Below are 18,737 nucleotides of genomic sequence, written 5' to 3' on the forward strand. Positions count from 1 at the left end.
CATCATTCCCATCCTCCGTTGTAAAGTTAGGATTCATTTTTCAGAATCCCCTGTATTTCATGTGTTAGCACTTATAACAGAACTTGTCGAACGGCGCCCATTAGTTGAAGAGGGCAATAACTATAAGGATTTTACTCAATATTCCATTCGAACCATCTTCCATGACCATCAGTATTCCCTATTGTTTCACTGTACTCTACACCATCAATAAAATAATCAAGATGAAGCTTTCTATCCCACATATTATTATAAATATGGAAAATATCTTTTTCTTTGCCGAACTTCTTAATACTTTCTACTAGCTTATACTTTAAATCCTCTGGTATTTGGTTTGCAACATGGGTATGAAAAACACAAATGGCAGTACCTTCATGTGTTTTTTCTAGGATGTTTTCTAATAAAGCGACTCCGTCACCTTCAATCAGCTCAACCGGATTATCTTTATAACATCTGGCTGCTTTTTCAAATAACTCTAATCGCTCTAGATGTTCTGGCCAAATAAGTGACTTCAGCCATAAATAATCTTCAGAGTTTCTAAGGTCACTTATGTGTAAGTCTAAACCAACTTTCGAACTAACAGGTGGGCTCTCAGAAAGAATCAATGGCATATTATCACCTTTGATTTCAGATGTTATATGAACATTCGAATCTTTATCTCCATAAATTTCATCCGTTCCATAGGAGTAGCTATACTTGTCCCATAAAAGCTGAAGTCCGGCACTAGTTCCAATTTCGATTAAAGACAAAGGCTTATTTACCTTGCTATATATCAAAGAAAAAATGGGATATAAATAAGCACAACGCCTAACTTCATTTGTTTGTACTAATTTACTTTTAAGAATAGAAACTATTTCGTCTTTATGAACCAAACAAAAATCTTTAAAATATAAAAAAGTTTCTTCTTCTACTTTTCTTTGTTTATCTGTGAGATTAGGATAATACTGTTTTAATTGATGCTCTTTTCCTTTTAGCAAGAGGTAGTGAACAGATCCGAACAATAAATTAGGAACTGGTTGTCCGCTTCTTGCCTCGGTACATAATTCAATTATCTCATCATCTTCTGAAATCTTAAGTGATAAGAATTCATATAGATCACTCGAATCTTTACATTCAATATCAGAGAAATTTTTAAAGCGTAAAGACAACTGTGTTTTATCCAATTTTTTCCCCCTTAGTATACTTACTTCAACTATGTTCAACTAAATGGCCCGTTTCAGGAACAGTTCATCTTCCAGAACTGTACCCGTTAGCTAATCTTAGTATGAATAGGTTTCCTATTTATTTAACTTTCTAACTTTCTTTAAAAAATTGATATTGCTTAGAATTAATATTAAGCCAATAAATAATACCCCCGAATAAAACTGATCATCCCAATCGAAAAAGATTTTATACATAACAACTAAAAGAAGGACAACACCAATATATCCAATCAAATTAAAGATTTTATCCATATGGTTCTTCATAAAACTTCCCCCACTCCAAATGTCGAAGTAATTAGTCTAAGAATTTTTGTATTCAATCTGGCCCGATTGCGGTAATAACCTACCAAGCTTTTCTCTCTTGTATCGCTAAAAGTACAATGCCTACTATTCCTAATAAAACAGCTATTATTAATGGTAAAGTTCCCACCTCCCTTAAAGCAGTTCCAAAAATTCCATACTCTGAATCCCAACCTTGACCATCAACACCTCCAAGAGTTAGAGAATAAATTGATGTTGATATTAAGGCTGAACCGTAGATAATGGCGCTCGACAGTAACAAAATCAGTCCTATGTTTGTATTTTTGATTTCAATCACCCTCCCAACTCGCTTTATGCTCCAAAATGGCCCTGTAATTGAAGTAAGATGAGTATTCCAATAACCCACTTTAACGAAATATTTCATTAAACCAATTTTTCCATGGAAGGTAGTATCTGAAACGCTAACTATCAAAAACTGTGATGTTTAAAACTTTTTGTGATAAAAGCCACGTCTTAATTTTTTGCTGAAATGAGCGTAAACTTTTGTGATTTTACTTTTTTATGGCCAAGCAGGATTTGGTTGACTTCAAGTGAATCGCTGTTGTCTACCAGATGTGTTGCAAAGCTGTAGTGAACTACGCCCGTCATCCGAAAATCATGCGATGGCTTTCAGGTAAAGGTCTAAGGAAGCTTCCACTTCGACGGCTACTAAGTCGATAAAGTCTTGATAGTCATGCGCCGTATGTACTTTATCTAATGCATTGTAGTATGCAAGTCGATTCTCTACTTTGATTACCATCGGCGGATAGCCTGCTTTCATCAATTCTAAATTTAATAACAGTCTGGAGGTTCTACCGTTCCCGTCTATAAATGGATGGATGCCAACAAAGATTGCATGCAACTTTGCACCTCTGACAATTGGATGGAGTGTTTGGGCTTCACCTTGATACCAAGTCATTAAATGCTCCATTTGCTCCTGAATCAAATACGGCGCTGGGGGCGTGTGCACTGCTCCTGAAATAAATACTTGTTGATCACGATAGACGCCTGCATATTCATCATCTATTCCTTTCAACACTAGTCGATGTAAGTTTTTAATTTGCCACGCTGAAAGATTTTCATTTCCTTGAACAATTTCTTCTACATAAGAAATGGCCTCACGATGGTTAATGACTTCCAAATGTTCGCGTAAGGTTTTTCCACCGACTGTAATGCCTTCAAGCACTACCTTTGTTTCGTTAATTGTGAGTGTATTGCCTTCAATCGCATTTGAATTGTATGTCCATTCCAAATTTAATTTCTCTCTTAAACTTCGTATCGTATATTTAGGCAATGGTCGTTTCGCATCCAGTTGTGCTTTTTTTTCATCAATAATGGTGAACATATGCTGATCCCCTTTGACTATGATTTGGCATCCCATTCGCTGTGGAAAGTACTGTGATGCAAGCTTCATTTTGGCGTTTTAAAATTCGATACACCGCTTTACTGCTTCACAAGAGAACTGTCCGTTAATTTTAACATACAAAGGAGAAATTGAAGTGCTCTATACATACAAGGTTGTATCAGTACCTGTTCCCCGACAAGAATTTATATTTATATTCACATAAAACTTAAAACCATAAGAACAAATGAAATAACAAATGCTAATAAAACCAAGATAACTATTATAGGAGCTATCATCTTAAGAAATCCTTCTTCTTTCTTTTTAAAACCCAAAAAACTAAAAATTAGACTAAGCAACCCTGTGATAATAGAGGTGAAAAATAACACTTGTAGAAGAACAACCATCATTCCTTCAGGCTGTCTTGGTGCAATTGCGTAAGATGTAAATATTGTTATTGTACAAATAACGCTTAATATTACAGACCATTTACTATACTTTTTGTTCATTAGTTTCAATCCCTTCCAAACTAACCATAACTAAAAATCTAACTTCTCACTATGAACTTCAACGAAAAATAATACCAGTGAAAAACAAATGAAACATGTTTCTCACTGGTATTTTCAATTGGGCTTCAGTTCGTTGTAAACATTGATACGCCCCGCTACTCTTCAATTGGATAGTTATGCATCCCGGCTAGTAGACAAAGGGATCCTAAAGCGCTATATGTTTCGGCTTCTTCCAAAACAGAGCGATAATGGTGCCGATCAATAAGACAATTGCCGCAAAGTAGTAAGGATAATTCAAATTAATGTCGAACAGCACCCCTCCGATGATCGGACCGAAAATATTGCCCAGGCTTGAAAAAGTGGAGTTCATGCCCCCTACAAAACCTTGTTCATTGCCCGCAATTTTCGATAAGTAAGAAGTAACGGCCGGGCGTATTAAATCAAACCCTACGAATAAGACGAATGTCGTCAGTAGGATGGAGAAATAGGAACTCACATACGTCATCAAAAGTACAAGAATCGTCGAAATGCCTAAACTGTAGCGAATCAGGTTGATTTCGCCCATGTATTTTACTACCCGATCAAACAACAAGACCTGTGCGGCCGCCCCGACAATCCCGCTACCCGTAATGACGATTGCGATATCTTTTGGCGTGAAGCCGAATTTATGGTCGACAAATAGACTGAATAACGATTCGAATGCGGCCAGACCAAATGACAACACAAAGATGATAACGAATGCTATGAAATACATCGGAACGAAAATCCGTATTAACCCCGTCTTTTGACCGGGCGTCGGTGCTTCTTCGGCTGCGCGTTCAGGCTCTTTCAATAGAACAATTGAAAGTATGGCTGCAAGTGCTCCGAGAACGCCTGCTGAGTAAAAGGGTACGCGCGTGCCGATTTCAGCCAAAAATCCGCCTAGCCCAGGTCCAATGATAAAACCTGTGCTTATTGCTGCTGACATATATCCAAGTGCCTTCGATCTGTTTGTCGTCGTCGTGATGTCCGCAATATACGCTGTCACGGCAGGCATGATGAACGCAGCGCTAACTCCGCCAAGCATGCGTGAGACAAAGAGGATTTCAATGGATTTTCCGAATCCAAATAAGAACTCTGAAAAACCGAATATGAACAAGCCCACCACAATAATGATCTTCCGTCCATATTTGTCCACCCATCGACCCGAAATCGGCGAGAAGATGAGCTGCGTAAACGCAAACGCCGCTACCATATACCCGACAACCGAACCGCTGATCTCCAACTCGTTCATAATTGTCGGCAGCACCGGGATTACAAGCCCTATGCCTAAAAATGCGATAAATAAATTCGTTAAAAGAATAACTAATACGCCTTTTTGATTTTCCATAATGCAAATTCCTCTAACTTTCTACAAGGTGATAGGCGCCAAAGTTCACGGGATATTGGCTCTATTATGAGTATAGCATCTTTAGTCAAAATGACTTTATATACTGTTTTTCAGTTAGACTAAACCTCTTCTATTCGGTATATGATTATTCCTAGGAGGCGGAAAGCTTTTCAATGAGGCAAAAGGTGTTTCCATGGGACACAGACAAACCGTTTGCTATACTACAATAAGTTGATAATTGATATGAAAAGGAGACTACACCATGCAATCTATCGTAAATAAGAACGCTATCATTACAGGCGCAGGCAGAGGGATTGGACGTGCAACAGCAATCGCTTTTGCAAAGGAAGGCGTAAATGTAGGACTTATCGGAAAAACAGCTGCAAACCTTGAGAAGGTTGCCGAAGAACTTCGTGCATACGATGTTGAAGTTACGATGGCTACTGCAGATGTATCGAACAATGAATCGGTTATTGCTGCGGTCGAGCATATCAAATCCGAACTAGGCCCCATTGATATCCTTATTAACAATGCAGGAATCGGTAAGTTCGGTAAGTTCCTTGACCTTTCACCCGAAGAATTCAAGAATATTATCGATGTTAACCTAATGGGCGTCTATTATGTAACAAGGGCAGTACTGCCTGAAATGATCGCAAGGGAATCAGGCGACATCATTAATATCTCTTCCACAGCCGGTCAAAAAGGCGCTCCCGTTACAAGTGCATACAGCGCATCAAAATTCGGTGTTCTCGGACTTACAGAGTCACTGATGCTCGAGGTTAGAAAGCACAATATCCGTGTCAGTGCATTAACACCAAGCACAGTTGCCACTGATTTGGCATTTGAGGAAAACCTGACTGATGGTAATCCCAATAAAGTGATGCAACCCGAAGACCTTGCCGAAGTGATGGTCGCGCAACTGAAACTGCACCCGCGTATCCTCGTTAAATCAGCTGGCTTATGGTCAACGAACCCTTAATCAAACTGCAGCTGAAGTCACCTCAGGCCTAATAATTGTCGCTTCTCATGGACATTATCTTGAAAGCTTTATAATTCCCGAACGATAAAAAAACGTCATCCTTCTTAAAAAGGATGACGTTTTTTTGCTCAACTAAAATCACTTGCATTTCATTCTTCTGTTTGCTTCTGATCATCCATTTCTTCCGGTACCGCCCGGTAAACGATGAACGCTAAGATAACCGCCACGATAGACATGGCAAAAGCGATGAAATAGACAAGTTCAACGCCAGCTACCATTGCTTCACTAACTGTCACCGGATTTGTAGGCGTATCCGACTGTTGTAAAAATTTGAGCTGTCTTGCGTTCATGATGCTGATAAACACCGACACACCAATTGCACCCGCAACAGGTTGTAATGTTGACATAACTGCAGTTCCATGTGGATACAACCGTTTAGGCAACTGATTCAATCCATTTGTCTCGGCAGGCATCATGATCGCTGAAACGGCCAACATCAATAAGATATAGCCGATGATTACAACCCATAAAGGGGTTTCAGTCGTCAATCGGCTCATCATGAACATCGTTCCGCACAAAACAAGCGATGCTGGAACCATTAATACCCTAGGTCCGAACTTGTCAAAAAGATGACCCATAAATGGCGACATTATACCGTTTAAAATACTTCCCGGCAATAGCACAAGACCAGCCGTAGCCGCACTTAAAGCTAAAGGGCCCTGCATATAAATCGGCAAAATAATTTCTGAAGCGAACATGGCCATGATAATGATTAAAAACATCAACACCGCATGCGTAAACATCGGGTATTTAAAAACTCTTAAATCCATGACAGGTTCCTCAAGTTTAAGCTGTCTAATTGCAAACAACGCAATACCAAGAACCCCGGCAATAATAGCAATTAAAACATTCGGACTGAAAAATCCATCTGCACTTTCTCCCACAGAACTAAAGCCATAAACGATTGACCCAAAACCAATCGTGGAGAAAACAATTGACAGTACATCAATCTTCGGCTTCGTAACTTCAGACACATTGATTAAATACTTGTAAGCGAATCCGATGGAAAATAAGGCGAATGGAATGACGATAATAAATAAATAGCGCCATCCTAAATACTCAATAATAATTCCGGAAAGTGTTGGCCCAATCGCAGGGGCGAACATAATGACAAGACCCACTAAACCCATTATTTTCCCACGTTTATGCGGCGGGTAAATCAATAAAAACACATTAAAGATGATAGGCATTAACAAGCCCGTTCCAACCGCTTGGATTAAACGACCGACTAACAAAATTGAAAACGTTGGTGCACTCGCACTTATAATTGTCCCAATGGTAAATATGATCATCGTACTCAAAAATAATTGTCGGGTCGTATACCATTGAAGTAACAGTGCAGATACAGGGATAACAATTGCCATCACAAGCATGAAGCCTGTCGCCATCCACTGCACAGTCGTTAAGGAAATCGAAAATTCGTCCATTAATGTAATCAGTGCAATATTTAATAGCGTTTCATTTAGTATCGCAAAAAAGGCACCAATAATTAAGGAAAGCATAATCGGCATAACTTTGACGTTCGGGTTATCCGCCAAGTATTCATATTTCTTTGGTTCCTGGTTAACTTCCATTTAAAAAACTCCTTCCGTCTATATCATTTTAATCACAATTCTAGCTTGTGGTAAAAATAGACGAAATGGAGTTTACGTATACCTACATATTCAAACCAAGACAGAGCCAATTCTGCCTTCTACTAAAAATACGCAGACTTATATTTTAAGAAACAAAAAGAGAAAGCAGCTTCTTCCCCTAGTTATCATTTTAGATTTCTCTTAAAAGGGTTGGTCCATTCCGAATACTCCACACACAAGTAGAGCTTTCACAGCTATTCAATTAGCCGAGCAAAGTTACAGTAAATCGAAATTTGCGGAATACCATTGTAATGAAATCCTCCGTTCAAAAATTGTAGATTAACACTAACACATTCTTATCGCAATAACAATAATAGTTGAACAGCTATTCTATTGCCGTTTGAAACAACTTCATTTCCTGTCCCTATTAATGCACATATCACCACGAAAATGGTTTATAACAACCGATTTCGCCCATATTAACTATAGACAGCACTCGATTGGAGAGGAAAAGTTATGGACTTAAACTTGATTTGGCAAACAGCACTCATTTTCCTAGTAGGAACTTTCTACTTAAGGATTAGCGGCAGAAAATCAATTGCCCAAATGACCATGCCACAAACCATCATTATGATTGCCCTTGGTACATTACTTATCCAGCCGGTGACGGGGCACGGGCTTTGGACGACGTTCGGCTTAGCGGCAATATTGGTCATAGCGCTGGTCGTCACTGAGTATTTTCAGATTAAATCCGACAAGCTTGAATCAATCATTTCTGGAAAATCTATACCCATTATTCAGGAGGGGAAAATCATTGAGGCAAACCTAAAAAAGCTACGGCTTACTGTCGATAAATTGGAAACAAGGTTAAGACAGGTAGGTATAACATCCATCAATGATGTACAAACAGCAACTATGGAAGTCAGCGGACTATTAGGCTATACATTAAAACCTGAAAAACAGCCAGCCACCAAAGAAGATATAGAAAAACTCATACAAATGATTCAACAAAAAAAACCGGTTCCTTCCCTTACCAGTTCACAAACGAAGGGTGACATCTTTAAAGAGGTGATTAATGAAGGTTCTTCTTCACCGCCGCCAGAACATTTACAATGAGTCTTATAAGGACGGTATTCTAAAAACCAAATGGTTTCTAGAATACCGTCCTTCTTTACACCTTCAGTATACTTTTACATACTATGCCACCTCAAAGTATGTACTTACACCAAAAATCCTTATGACTTATACTACTAGTATACAAATGATTGAGGCGTTTCTTCTATAGTAGTATGCAAGTATAAAAGCATTAACACCCACTTTTGACGGGAAAGGTTGATATAAATGGAAAAGTATCGTATTGATCGAAGTAAAGGGCTGGAATTTGGACTTTACACACTGGGGGATCACCTCCCAGATCCGAACACAGGAAAGCGTATTTCCGCTGAGCAGCGTATTCATGAAATCATTGATTTGGCAAAGCTGGCGGATCAAGCAGGCATTGATTTTTTTAGTGTCGGGGAAAGTCATCAGGATTATTTTGCAACACAAGCACATTCTGTTGTATTGGCTGCAATTGCACAAGCGACCAGCAAAATTAAAATCGCAAGCTCCTCTACGATTATTAGTACATCGGATCCGGTTCGTGTGTACGAGGATTTTGCAACGATTGATTTAATATCGAAAGGGCGCGCCGAGATTATTGCCGGTCGTGCTTCAAGAATTGGGCTTTTCGATTTATTGGGCTATAACATTCGTGATTACGAAGAGTTGTTTGAAGAAAAGTTTGAGTTGTTATTGAAAATCAACGAGGAGGAAGTTGTTGATTGGAGTGGACAATTCCGCGCTCCATTAAACAATGCAAGAGTTCTTCCTCGACCGCAAAAGGGTTCGATGCCGATTTGGCGCGCAGTTGGCGGGCATGCAGCTAGTGCGATTAAAGCTGGATTTGCCGGGGTTCCGATGTTCCTTGCTACGTTGGGTGGACCAGCTTCTAGTTTTAAGCAGACGATTACGGCTTATCGTGAGGCTGCCCAGCGAAATGGCTTTGTCCCGGCTGAACTCCCGATTTCAACCGCTGGCTTCTTCTATGTTGCAGAAACGACACAGCAAGCGCAGCGTGAAACCTATCCTTATATTAACGAAGGTATGCAAGTCACTAACGGCCGGGGCTATCCGAAGCAACATTTTGCACAAGGTGCAGACAAACGTGACGTGATGAATATCGGTAGCCCGCAGGAAGTAATTGAAAAGATTCTTTACCAGCATGAGCTATTTGGCCACCAACGTTATATCGGCCAAATGGATTTCGGTGGCGTTCCTTATGAAAAGTTGATGAACAATATTGAGTTGATCGGCACAGAAGTATTACCAGCAATTAAAAAATACACAGCTAAGAAGTAGGAGGGTCCCAACATGAAAATCGTTGGCTTATCAGGTTCTAGATTGGGTTCAAAAACACGTACTGCAATGAACTTCACATTACAATCGGTTACTGAAAAATATCCAGATGCAGAAGTTTCATTAATAGACTTAGCTGACTATGACATTCAATTTAGTGACGGTCGCAGTTACTTGGAATATGAAGGCGATACAGGATTTGTTACAAAAACGATAATGGAAGCAGACGCTATTATTATTGGTACACCTATTTTTCAGGCATCCATTCCAGCGACATTAAAGAATATTTTTGATTTACTCCCGGTCAATGCTTTTCGCGATAAAGTCGTTAGTATGCTTATAACAGCCGGCTCACCGAAGCATTATTTAATTGCCGAACAACAGCTAAAACCAATCTTAGCCTACATGAAGGCGCAGATTGTTCAAACGTATGTATTCATCGAAGAGAAAGACTTCCACCGTAAAGAAATTATAAATGATGATGTCCGTTTCCGAATCGAACGTTTAGTTGAAGACACTGTTGTGTTAACAGAAACCTACACGAAGATCCGGGAAGCAAAAGAAGCAGAATACGATTTTTGAAGATAAGAAACTAATAGTCAATCAAAAAGCTAACCAGAAAGTTACGGTTAGCTTTTTGTCTTAACTTTTGAAGTACGTAGAAAAGAAACAAACACAATTATAATATTGGTATATACGGTTGATAGACGGGATTTGTGTAGAAAGGGGGTCTGGGCCCGATTTCTGGCGCTTTTATTTGAATGAAATTGGCGTATTCCATCTCCACTTTCTTCGTCGAATTGTTGATAAGCAAGTATTTCACTTCAGGATTGTAATAATAGTGCACAGCATTCTCTCCTATCGTTATATTCGTTATCGTATTCGCCATGCTTGTAAAGCGTGTCATAACAATAGTTTTTCGTTTGCACCGTTTTTGGCTAGGACGCATATTGTACGATACTGAAATGCATATGGAAGGATTGGTGCGAGCCTTGGTTAACAATAAACATAATCAAAAGTCATATCCAATGTATTCGAACTACGGAAAAATAATGCGCTATGAAGAGATTGCCCTAACCGTACCCGAGCAAAGGCAATTCCGGCAACCTGGAGTAGAGGAATTGATGGTGCCACGACCGATTATTGAAGACCCTAATTATACTGGCAGTCGAAAACTGGAAGGGAAAGTAGCATTGATTACCGGAGGGGATAGTGGAATCGGTGCAGCGGCTGCCATTGCCTTTGCGAAGGAGGGCGCTGATGTAGCCATTTCTTATTTGGATGAACATAATGATGCCGAGCGAACGAGACAGAGAGTTGAAGAAATCGGACGCCGCTGTCTTCTCCTGCCCGGCGATTTGCGTGAAAAACAACAGTGTACAGATATTGTGGAAAAGACCGTTGAAACGTTTGGCGCCCTTCATATCCTTTGCAACCACGTCGGCATACAGTTCCAGCAGTTATCGTTGCTTGATATAACGGATGAACAGTTTGATGAAACCTTTAAAGTCAATATTTATTCCCACTTTTACACAACCCGTGCCGCACTTAACTACTTGGAAGCGGGCAGCTCCATCATCAACACTACTTCAGTCGTCGCATTTGATGGCAATGATCAATTAATTGACTACTCAGCAACAAAAGGTGCGATTGTCGGCTTCACCCGTGCTTTGGCTAGAAACCTCGTCGGTAAGGGAATCCGTGTGAATGCCATCGCACCCGGTCGGATTTGGACACCGTTGATCCCTGCCAGTTTTTCTGCGGATCAAGTCGTCCTGGCGGGCAACCCAATGGACCGTCAAGGCCAGCCGTTCGAAGTGGCCCCCACATTTGTCTATTTAGCCTCCGACGACTCCCGTTTCGCCACCGGGCAAGTGCTGCACGTCAATGGCGGTCAAGTCTTTGCTTGAAAAGCGTGCCTGTAAACAAACAACTCAGACGCTACTCTGACAACTAAAAGGATATCTTTTGGATGAAGGGTGTTCTTATAAAAAAGAGCACCTACATAGTTTACTTTTTCCTTTGTGCGTGCCTATAAGCTATTCATCTATATAAGTCGAACTAAAGATTCCATTCAAAACCGCTACGGTGCTTCGAGGATGCCTCCCGCCACAAGCCTGACTGTTTCGCTGCCAGTCTTGCGGCTCCGGCTAACCCTTGTAAGGCGCCTTCGCTAATTTTTGTACAGGCTCATTCATTCAACATATAGAGATAATTTTTATGCTGTAGTACTTACCCCATTATTAACTCTTATGGTCGTTCCCCACTAGCCCCCCACACTTGAATACGCTATCATTATAGGACAACCATTTCATTGCATAACTGAAAGAGGTGTCTTCATGAAACCAGTAATTTTGGCTGAAAAACCTAGCCAAGCGAAGGCCTACGCGGACGCTTTTTCCGTCAAGAGAAATGAAGGTTTTTTAGAAATCCTACCCTCGCCCATCTTCCCTGAAGGTGCGTATATCACGTGGGGCATCGGCCATCTCGTCGAACTGAAGGAACCGAAAGCATATGACGCGAAGTGGGCAAAATGGTCGCTTACCAATCTACCGATTTTACCGTCACACTACGAGTTCCAGGTCGCAAAGGGTAAAAGTAAGCAATTTACAATCGTAAAGCGACTTCTTAAAGGGACGGACACGGTCATTAACGCATGTGACGTTGACCGCGAAGGATCGAATATCTTCTATAGTATTTATTATCAAACGGGTGCTAAAAACCAAACGATTAAACGCCTTTGGATTAATTCGCTTGAAGTGGATGAAGTGCGAAAAGGATTCTCAAATCTACAGGACAATCGTAAAGACCTTCTGCTCTATGAAGAAGCAAAAGCCCGTCAAATCAGTGACTGGCTTGTCGGCATGAACGGCTCTCGCCTGTATTCACTGCTGTTACAGGCGAGAGGAATTCGGGACGTATTTGCAATTGGACGTGTTCAATCGCCAACCGTTTACCTAATCTATCAACGGCAAATGGAGATTGAAACATTCATTTCTGAACCCTTTTATGAAATCGAAGCAACTTTTACAGCTAGTCAAGGGAGCTATAAAGGAAAAGCAAAATCGAAGGAACCTAAAAGAGAAATCGTTCAAGAGCTTCTGAAAAAACATGGTATCCATCCGAAATCGCCTGGCGTTATCACGACCGTCACCCATACAGATAAGCGAACGCCGCCCCCTCAGCTCCACTCACTATCGACACTCCAGGCAACGGCGAATCGGTTATGGAAAACAAGTCCAGCAAATGTATTGAAAACCATGCAAGGGCTGTATGAAAAGAAACTCGTTACCTATCCACGGACGGATTCGCGGCACATCACGCCAAGCGAATTCACATATATTGCGGGACAAGTAAGCGATTACCAACGACTCATTAACCACCCGTTCCCCGTTGCATCGCTCGCTCCGAAAAAGCGCTATGTAGACAGCTCAAAAGTACAGGAACATTATGCCATCATTCCAACGAAAAAGATCCCATCACAAGCGGTACTAGCGGGATTGTCGGCTTTGGAACGCAATATGTACGAGGAAGTTATCCGTACAACACTTTCCATGTTCCATACAGACTATTTGTATACCGAAACAAAAGTGAAAACCGACGTAAATGGGCTCCCGTTCTTTACAACCGGAAAGACGGAACGTGATAAAGGATGGAAGGCGTTGTTCACTCGCCCGTCAAAAGAAAACGACAAAGAAGAGCCTACACTGCCGCCGCTAATACCAAACGAGGCAGTCGAAAGTGCAATTGGCATTAAAGAAGGGAAAACCGTGCCGCCAAAACCCTATACTGAAGGTCAACTAATTGCGATGATGAAAACCTGCGGGAAACTCGTCGAGGACAAAGGCGAGACCGATATCTTGAAAGAAATTGAGGGACTTGGTACGGAAGCGACACGAAGCGGAATCATCGAAACAATTAAACGGCATGGCTACATTGATGTAAAGAAGAATATCGTCTCAATTACCGATAAAGGCCGCATTCTTTGTCAAGCACTTGAGGGCAATCTTCTCGCTAGCCCATCAATGACTGCGAAGTGGGAAACGTATTTGCGTAAAATTGGAAACGGTGAGGGAACGCAAGAACGTTTTCTCGGAAGTATTGCGAAATTCATCAACAGCCTATTAGCAGAGGTGCCTGAACAGCTAAAATCCAAGAAGATTGATGTGCAACTTGTTGCTACCACTGCACCAGCGGCTGTTCGAAACGGAATCGCTCCATGCCCAAAATGTAAAAATGGCTTTATCATCGCACATAAGAATTTTTACGGTTGCAGCGCCTATAGAAGTGGTTGCAAACAAACATTTCCCGGCACATTTCTAAAGAAGAAACTCACGCCTACACAAGTCAAATTGCTTTGTACAAAAGGGAAAACGAACATCATAAAAGGCTTCACCGCGAATAACGGAAAACAATTCGATGCACAGCTTTCATTGGTAAACGGGAGATTAAATCTGGAGTTTCAAAAAACCAGCGATACACCCTCTTAACGGGTGTATCGCTGGTTCACCTTGCCGTTCTATATTATCGTTTGCTTGTCTTTTCCGTCATGAACGTAACAACGGCGAATAAAGCGAAACTGGCAAGAAGAATGGTTCCTCCCACGATGTAGAAAATGAGTGCTAGTGTTTCATTCACGCCGAATGGGCGTATAAATTGTAGCCACATACCCGACGTAAGACCGATAGCGCCGATGATTCCAGTCCAACCTTGTACAGCTACCAGTTTTTTTGCACGTACTTTATAAATCCGATAGAAAACACCCCACGAGAACAATGACAACCAACCAACGAGTAATATATGAGCATGAATCGGTTTGAATGCGTAAGAACCTGACCCAGCCATGTGAGATCCTAAAACTGTTCCGACCAAACCAAATAATGCGGCGATACGAATAAGTCGTAAACTCCATTTTTCTTGCACAATGATCTCCCCCTACTTTTTCCTGTTGCGTTTATCTTATATGCCTATCTTATAGTGCCTATATGAACGCAATATGAACGGCAGGTTACAACTTCGGCAGTTCCACGATGAATGTTGTACCTTTTTCCTTATTACGCATGACCTCAATCGTTCCACCGTGAAGTTTGACCACTTGTTGCACAATGGATAGTCCCAGGCCTGTCCCGCCAATTTCCTGTGTCCTTGAATCATCTACGCGGTAAAAACGATCGAAAATTCGTCCCATCGCTTCTTGATCAATACCAATCCCGTTATCACTGAATTTCACAGTCACTTTGTTTGCCTGCTCGGTCAGCTCGATATCAATCGACCCGCCATCCTCAGTATACTTCAACGCATTGGATAAGAGGTTTTCCCACACCTTCTCTAAAAAAGAGGGATCCCCCTTATAGCGTCCCTCATCGATCTCCATTGACAGTGACATGCCCTTCTCCTCCAACAACCATCTGTGCTTCCGAATAATCTCTTTCAATTGTTCATCCAAACTAAACATTTTCAGATGAAGTGGTGACGCGATTTGGTCAAGAGAGGTCAAAAGCAATAGCTGCTTCGTCAACGAAGACAAACGTTCCGTCTCAGATTGAATGACTAACGCATAACTTTTCCGTTCTTCTGCAGGTAACTCATTATCTAGCAAGAGACTTGCATAGCCCTTTATATTAAGTAAAGGGGATTGGAAATCATGTGATACATCACTAATGAACTCTTTCCGAATACGATCATTTTCTCCAAGCTTTTCTGTCATCAGCTGAAAACTGTTCGCCAACTGCCCAATTTCATCTTTCCGATTAATAGCAAGCGTTCCGGTGAATTGCTCTTCCCCGACCATCTTCGTGGCCATAGTTAATTTCGTAATCGGTTCGATAAGCTTTCTCGCGACAATTAACATGGACAGTAAACTCAAAAGTGCCATGATAAGTACCATCCCGCCAAGAATATAATGGACTTCCGTAAAAAGCAGCTTAATATCGGGACGAAGAAAAAGCGCATAGGCTTGTCCATCATATTCAAAAGGAACGCCAACCGTATTTGCAGACTCGTCCGAGAAAAAACCGGTAACAAACGTTTCGCTCGGTAACTCCCGCATACCGTGATAAAGCTCACCACTCAATACCCGGTCTATAGAATCCTGTGTAAGATCTTCAACCCTAAACGGAACACCGTACATTGTGGACACCTGCCGTTCGCTGACAACATATAACTTATAACCGGTCATCGATTGCGTTTCAAGATACTTTTCCAAATCCAAGTCCTTTGCGGATTCAATATAAGAAGCAATGCTCTCTGCAATGCGCATATTTTTTTCATCATTCTGCCCTTTAAGCTGACGGTGATAATATGTATTGACGGCAAGGAACGCAAGAAGTCCGCTAACCAACATAATACCAATTGTAAAGGCAATGAATTTGCCATACAGCGACCTCATGATGAGGAAACCTCAAGCTTATATCCCACTCCCCGAACGGTCGATATTATCACTTCAGCCGTTAACTTCTCCAGTTTATCCCGCAATCTTTTTATATGAACATTCAACGTCTGTTCATCGCCTTCATAATCATATCCCCATACCCGTTCAATCAAGATCTCTCTTGTGAAAACATAGTTCGGCTTTGATGCAAGCACGGATAGCAATTCAAATTCTTTTAACGGAAGGAGAAGCACCTTCTTTCCGACAGACACTTCGTAACTTTGGCGGTTTATATTCATCGGCCCCGCCTGAATGAATAGATCGACGGCCTTATCATATCTACGCAAAATAGCATGAATACGAAACAACAGCTCTTTCGGCTCAAATGGTTTTACAACATAGTCATCTGATCCCGCAAGAAATCCTTTTTCCTTGTCCTCAAGCTCGCCCTTGGCTGTTAACAATAACACCGGAATATCCGCTTCCGTTCTTAACTTCTTCGTTAACGTGAAGCCATCCATTCCCGGCATCATAACATCTACAACGGCAAGATCCGGAAAGTCCTCCTCCACTAACTTAAGCGCTTCAAAACCATTCAACGCCTTCATCACTGTATATCCAGCTTGTGATAAATGGATATTCACTAATTCCAATATATTCGGATCATCATCTACTACAAGGATTTTCATCATGTCCTAATTCCCCTTTTTCTCGCAAAATACCTTCGCCATTCCGCGTTCAATAAACCGGAAAGTAAAATAATCACTGCAGTCAAATAAAACCAAAGAACTAACAGGATAATACCCGATAACTGTCCATATATCTTCGTATAATCGACATTCGAAACATAATTTCCAAATATGAGTGAGAACAACTGCCAACCAAACGCAGTAAATAATGCACCCGGAAGAGCCTCTTTCAACCTGACTCTGCCTATTGGTACAACCTTGTAAAATAACAGAAAGAAAAGCAACAAAAAGATTGTGCCTAATCCCCATTTTACACCTGGCCACAAATAAAACCATCCTTGCCAGTCCTCTATTGTGTCGTAATATGTCACGACTTTATATAACACTTTCTCAATAAGTGGTAAAAACAATGACAACGGAATAACAAGCATAAATAATAGCGTAACCCCCAGATCCTTTATGAGCACCTTCCAAAACGCATAACGCCGTATATTCCCATTTGCTAGGTCCAGTGAGCGGGCAAGCGACTGAACTGCTACTGATGTTATCCAGAAGGCAACCCCAAGACTGGCATACAGCAGATTCCCTTGCACTTTCATTGTGATGACTCTTACATTTTCTTCAATTAGCATAAATGCCTCGACAGGCGCAAACGGTCTTATGAAAGTAAGTAGCATTTTCTCATTTACAGGAAATAGACTAAGTAATGATAATATAAAAATGAAGAATGGAAATATAGATAGTAACAAATAATATGCCGTTTGTGCTGCCTGATCAAAAAAACGCTCTTTGAAAAAACGTTTAATTACATTCTTAATTATCAGCATCCACTTACCTCCCATTCCAATATACCCTATTCCGAACAAAGTAGGATAATAACCGGTAGGATATTGTATTAATGACATTGAAGAAATCCAAGTCTTTAATGCAGTATGCACTTTAAATTTAGTTTTGTTACCAGGAAATAGGCTTACTCTTCGAATCTTATGCTTTTCTACATAAAAAAACCCATCGCTTTTCAGGAGGAAACTGAAAAAGTCCAATTTCCTTCAATCCCGTTGATTCTCGTTCCAGCGCTCGCTTTCCGCGGGCGTTATCTAAGCATCCTCATCCACTTCGCTCCCTACAGGGACTCAAGGCCCATGCTATTCCCGTAGGAGCAATCAAAGATGGGGGAGTTCCGCTCAAACTTTCCCCGGGGCGATCAAATACGACTTAGTTTCGATCAAACTTTCCCCGGGAGCGATCAAATACGACTTAGTTTCGATCAACCTTTTCCCGGGAGCGATCAAATACGACTTAGTTTCGATCAACCTTTCCCCGGGGGCGATCAAATACGACTTAGTTCCGCCCAACCTTCGTGCAGGAGCGATCATAGTCAATGGAGTTCCGCTCAAACTTTCCCCGGGAACGATCAAATACGACTTAGTTTCGCTCAAACTTTCCCCGGGGGCGGTCAAATACGACTTAGTTTCACTCAATTAAGAGAGATGCCAAGCTACTGACATCATTTGCACCCTCAAAATTGCAGCGGGGAATAAGGATACCCCAAGTCAGTTGCATTTCGTTCCAACACTCGCTTTCCGCGGGAATGGCTTAAGCCTTCTAATCCGCCTCGCTCCCTGCGAAGTCTCAGGGCCCGTGCTATTCCCGCAGGAGTAGAACGCTTCTACTACAAGCAACAAGCAAAAGAAATCAAGAAAGGATAGGAGTACGGAACGAAAATCAACTAAGCTTTACTTTAAAAAATGTGCCCATCATGTCTTTTACTTTTTTGGATATAAAAAAAGCCATCGCTTTTCAGCAATGACTTTCTCGATGCCCGGCGACGTCCTACTCTCACAGGGGGGAACCCCCAACTACCATCGGCGCTGAAGAGCTTAACTTCCGTGTTCGGTATGGGAACGGGTGTGACCTCTTCGCAATCGTCACCAGACTATTTTGAGCTT

18 protein-coding genes and 1 rRNA gene are annotated in these 18,737 nt (G+C 41.3%); 6 read left to right on the top strand and 13 right to left on the bottom strand.

What is annotated here, in order from left to right; translation table 11 throughout:
* Positions 1-131: 131 nt before the first annotated feature.
* From FILTAD_RS04425 to norA, 6 genes are all read right to left on the bottom strand, one after another.
* Positions 132-1,160, bottom strand: a complete 1,029-nt coding sequence (locus tag FILTAD_RS04425) for a DUF2332 domain-containing protein (protein WP_124069312.1) — start codon at positions 1,158-1,160, stop codon at positions 132-134.
* Between the two features lie 114 nt (positions 1,161-1,274).
* The gene (locus tag FILTAD_RS15770) at positions 1,275-1,463 is read right to left on the bottom strand and encodes a hypothetical protein (protein ID WP_124069313.1); all 189 of its coding nucleotides are present in this window, start codon (positions 1,461-1,463) and stop codon (positions 1,275-1,277) included.
* A gap of 79 nt (positions 1,464-1,542) precedes the next feature.
* Positions 1,543-1,797, bottom strand: a complete 255-nt coding sequence (locus tag FILTAD_RS04435) for a phosphatase (RefSeq protein WP_238988143.1) — start codon at positions 1,795-1,797, stop codon at positions 1,543-1,545.
* Positions 1,798-2,115: 318 nt separating this feature from the next.
* Positions 2,116-2,844: a Fic family protein gene (locus tag FILTAD_RS04440; protein WP_124069314.1), complete on the bottom strand. Its 729-nt coding sequence runs from the start codon at positions 2,842-2,844 to the stop codon at positions 2,116-2,118.
* Between the two features lie 215 nt (positions 2,845-3,059).
* Complete coding sequence (locus FILTAD_RS04445) at positions 3,060-3,350, bottom strand: hypothetical protein (protein ID WP_124069315.1); 291 nt, start codon at positions 3,348-3,350, stop codon at positions 3,060-3,062.
* A gap of 205 nt (positions 3,351-3,555) precedes the next feature.
* Positions 3,556-4,719: a multidrug efflux MFS transporter NorA gene (gene norA / locus FILTAD_RS04450; RefSeq protein ID WP_124069316.1), complete on the bottom strand. Its 1,164-nt coding sequence runs from the start codon at positions 4,717-4,719 to the stop codon at positions 3,556-3,558.
* Between the two features lie 262 nt (positions 4,720-4,981).
* Here norA and FILTAD_RS04455 point away from each other — a divergent pair, with 262 nt between their 5' ends.
* On the top strand, positions 4,982-5,698 hold the full coding sequence (locus tag FILTAD_RS04455) for a 3-ketoacyl-ACP reductase (protein ID WP_124069317.1): 717 nt from the start codon (positions 4,982-4,984) through the stop codon (positions 5,696-5,698).
* Between the two features lie 149 nt (positions 5,699-5,847).
* Here FILTAD_RS04455 and FILTAD_RS04460 read toward each other — a convergent pair whose 3' ends face one another.
* Positions 5,848-7,332 (bottom strand): MDR family MFS transporter, encoded by a 1,485-nt coding sequence (locus FILTAD_RS04460; RefSeq protein WP_124069318.1) that lies wholly within the window; start codon positions 7,330-7,332, stop codon positions 5,848-5,850.
* A gap of 516 nt (positions 7,333-7,848) precedes the next feature.
* On the opposite strand from FILTAD_RS04460, the gene FILTAD_RS04465 reads away from it, so the two are divergent.
* The 3 genes from FILTAD_RS04465 (at position 7,849) to FILTAD_RS04475 (ending at position 10,311) form a co-directional block, all read left to right on the top strand.
* Positions 7,849-8,448, top strand: a complete 600-nt coding sequence (locus tag FILTAD_RS04465; protein WP_124069319.1) for a DUF421 domain-containing protein — start codon at positions 7,849-7,851, stop codon at positions 8,446-8,448.
* A gap of 225 nt (positions 8,449-8,673) precedes the next feature.
* Positions 8,674-9,732 (top strand): LLM class flavin-dependent oxidoreductase, encoded by a 1,059-nt coding sequence (locus FILTAD_RS04470; protein ID WP_124069320.1) that lies wholly within the window; start codon positions 8,674-8,676, stop codon positions 9,730-9,732.
* Positions 9,733-9,744: 12 nt separating this feature from the next.
* Positions 9,745-10,311: an NADPH-dependent FMN reductase gene (locus tag FILTAD_RS04475; RefSeq protein WP_124069321.1), complete on the top strand. Its 567-nt coding sequence runs from the start codon at positions 9,745-9,747 to the stop codon at positions 10,309-10,311.
* A 97-nt stretch (positions 10,312-10,408) separates the two neighbouring features.
* Here FILTAD_RS04475 and FILTAD_RS15940 read toward each other — a convergent pair whose 3' ends face one another.
* Positions 10,409-10,576, bottom strand: a complete 168-nt coding sequence (locus FILTAD_RS15940; protein WP_203229650.1) for a hypothetical protein — start codon at positions 10,574-10,576, stop codon at positions 10,409-10,411.
* A 181-nt stretch (positions 10,577-10,757) separates the two neighbouring features.
* Between FILTAD_RS15940 and FILTAD_RS04485 the strand changes: the two genes are divergently transcribed.
* Positions 10,758-11,639 carry an SDR family oxidoreductase gene (locus FILTAD_RS04485; protein ID WP_238988144.1) on the top strand — a complete coding sequence of 294 codons (882 nt, stop codon included), beginning with the start codon at positions 10,758-10,760 and terminating at the stop codon, positions 11,637-11,639.
* Positions 11,640-12,068: 429 nt separating this feature from the next.
* Positions 12,069-14,219: a type IA DNA topoisomerase gene (locus FILTAD_RS04490; RefSeq protein WP_124069323.1), complete on the top strand. Its 2,151-nt coding sequence runs from the start codon at positions 12,069-12,071 to the stop codon at positions 14,217-14,219.
* A 34-nt stretch (positions 14,220-14,253) separates the two neighbouring features.
* Here FILTAD_RS04490 and FILTAD_RS04495 read toward each other — a convergent pair whose 3' ends face one another.
* From FILTAD_RS04495 to rrf, 5 genes are all read right to left on the bottom strand, one after another.
* Complete coding sequence (locus tag FILTAD_RS04495) at positions 14,254-14,652, bottom strand: hypothetical protein (protein ID WP_124069324.1); 399 nt, start codon at positions 14,650-14,652, stop codon at positions 14,254-14,256.
* Positions 14,653-14,737: 85 nt separating this feature from the next.
* Positions 14,738-16,117 (bottom strand): sensor histidine kinase, encoded by a 1,380-nt coding sequence (locus FILTAD_RS04500; RefSeq protein ID WP_124069325.1) that lies wholly within the window; start codon positions 16,115-16,117, stop codon positions 14,738-14,740.
* Positions 16,114-16,788: a response regulator transcription factor gene (locus tag FILTAD_RS04505; RefSeq protein ID WP_124069329.1), complete on the bottom strand. Its 675-nt coding sequence runs from the start codon at positions 16,786-16,788 to the stop codon at positions 16,114-16,116. Before FILTAD_RS04505 ends, FILTAD_RS04500 begins: the two co-directional genes overlap by 4 nt.
* On the bottom strand, positions 16,788-17,615 hold the full coding sequence (locus FILTAD_RS04510) for a YihY/virulence factor BrkB family protein (RefSeq protein ID WP_124069326.1): 828 nt from the start codon (positions 17,613-17,615) through the stop codon (positions 16,788-16,790). The genes FILTAD_RS04505 and FILTAD_RS04510 overlap by 1 nt, the downstream gene beginning before the upstream one ends.
* A gap of 993 nt (positions 17,616-18,608) precedes the next feature.
* Positions 18,609-18,724, bottom strand: a 5S ribosomal RNA gene (gene rrf / locus FILTAD_RS04515).
* Positions 18,725-18,737 lie beyond the last annotated feature (13 nt).

The sequence above is a fragment of the Filibacter tadaridae genome, assembly GCF_900609045.1.
Classification (GTDB): domain Bacteria; phylum Bacillota; class Bacilli; order Bacillales_A; family Planococcaceae; genus Sporosarcina; species Sporosarcina tadaridae.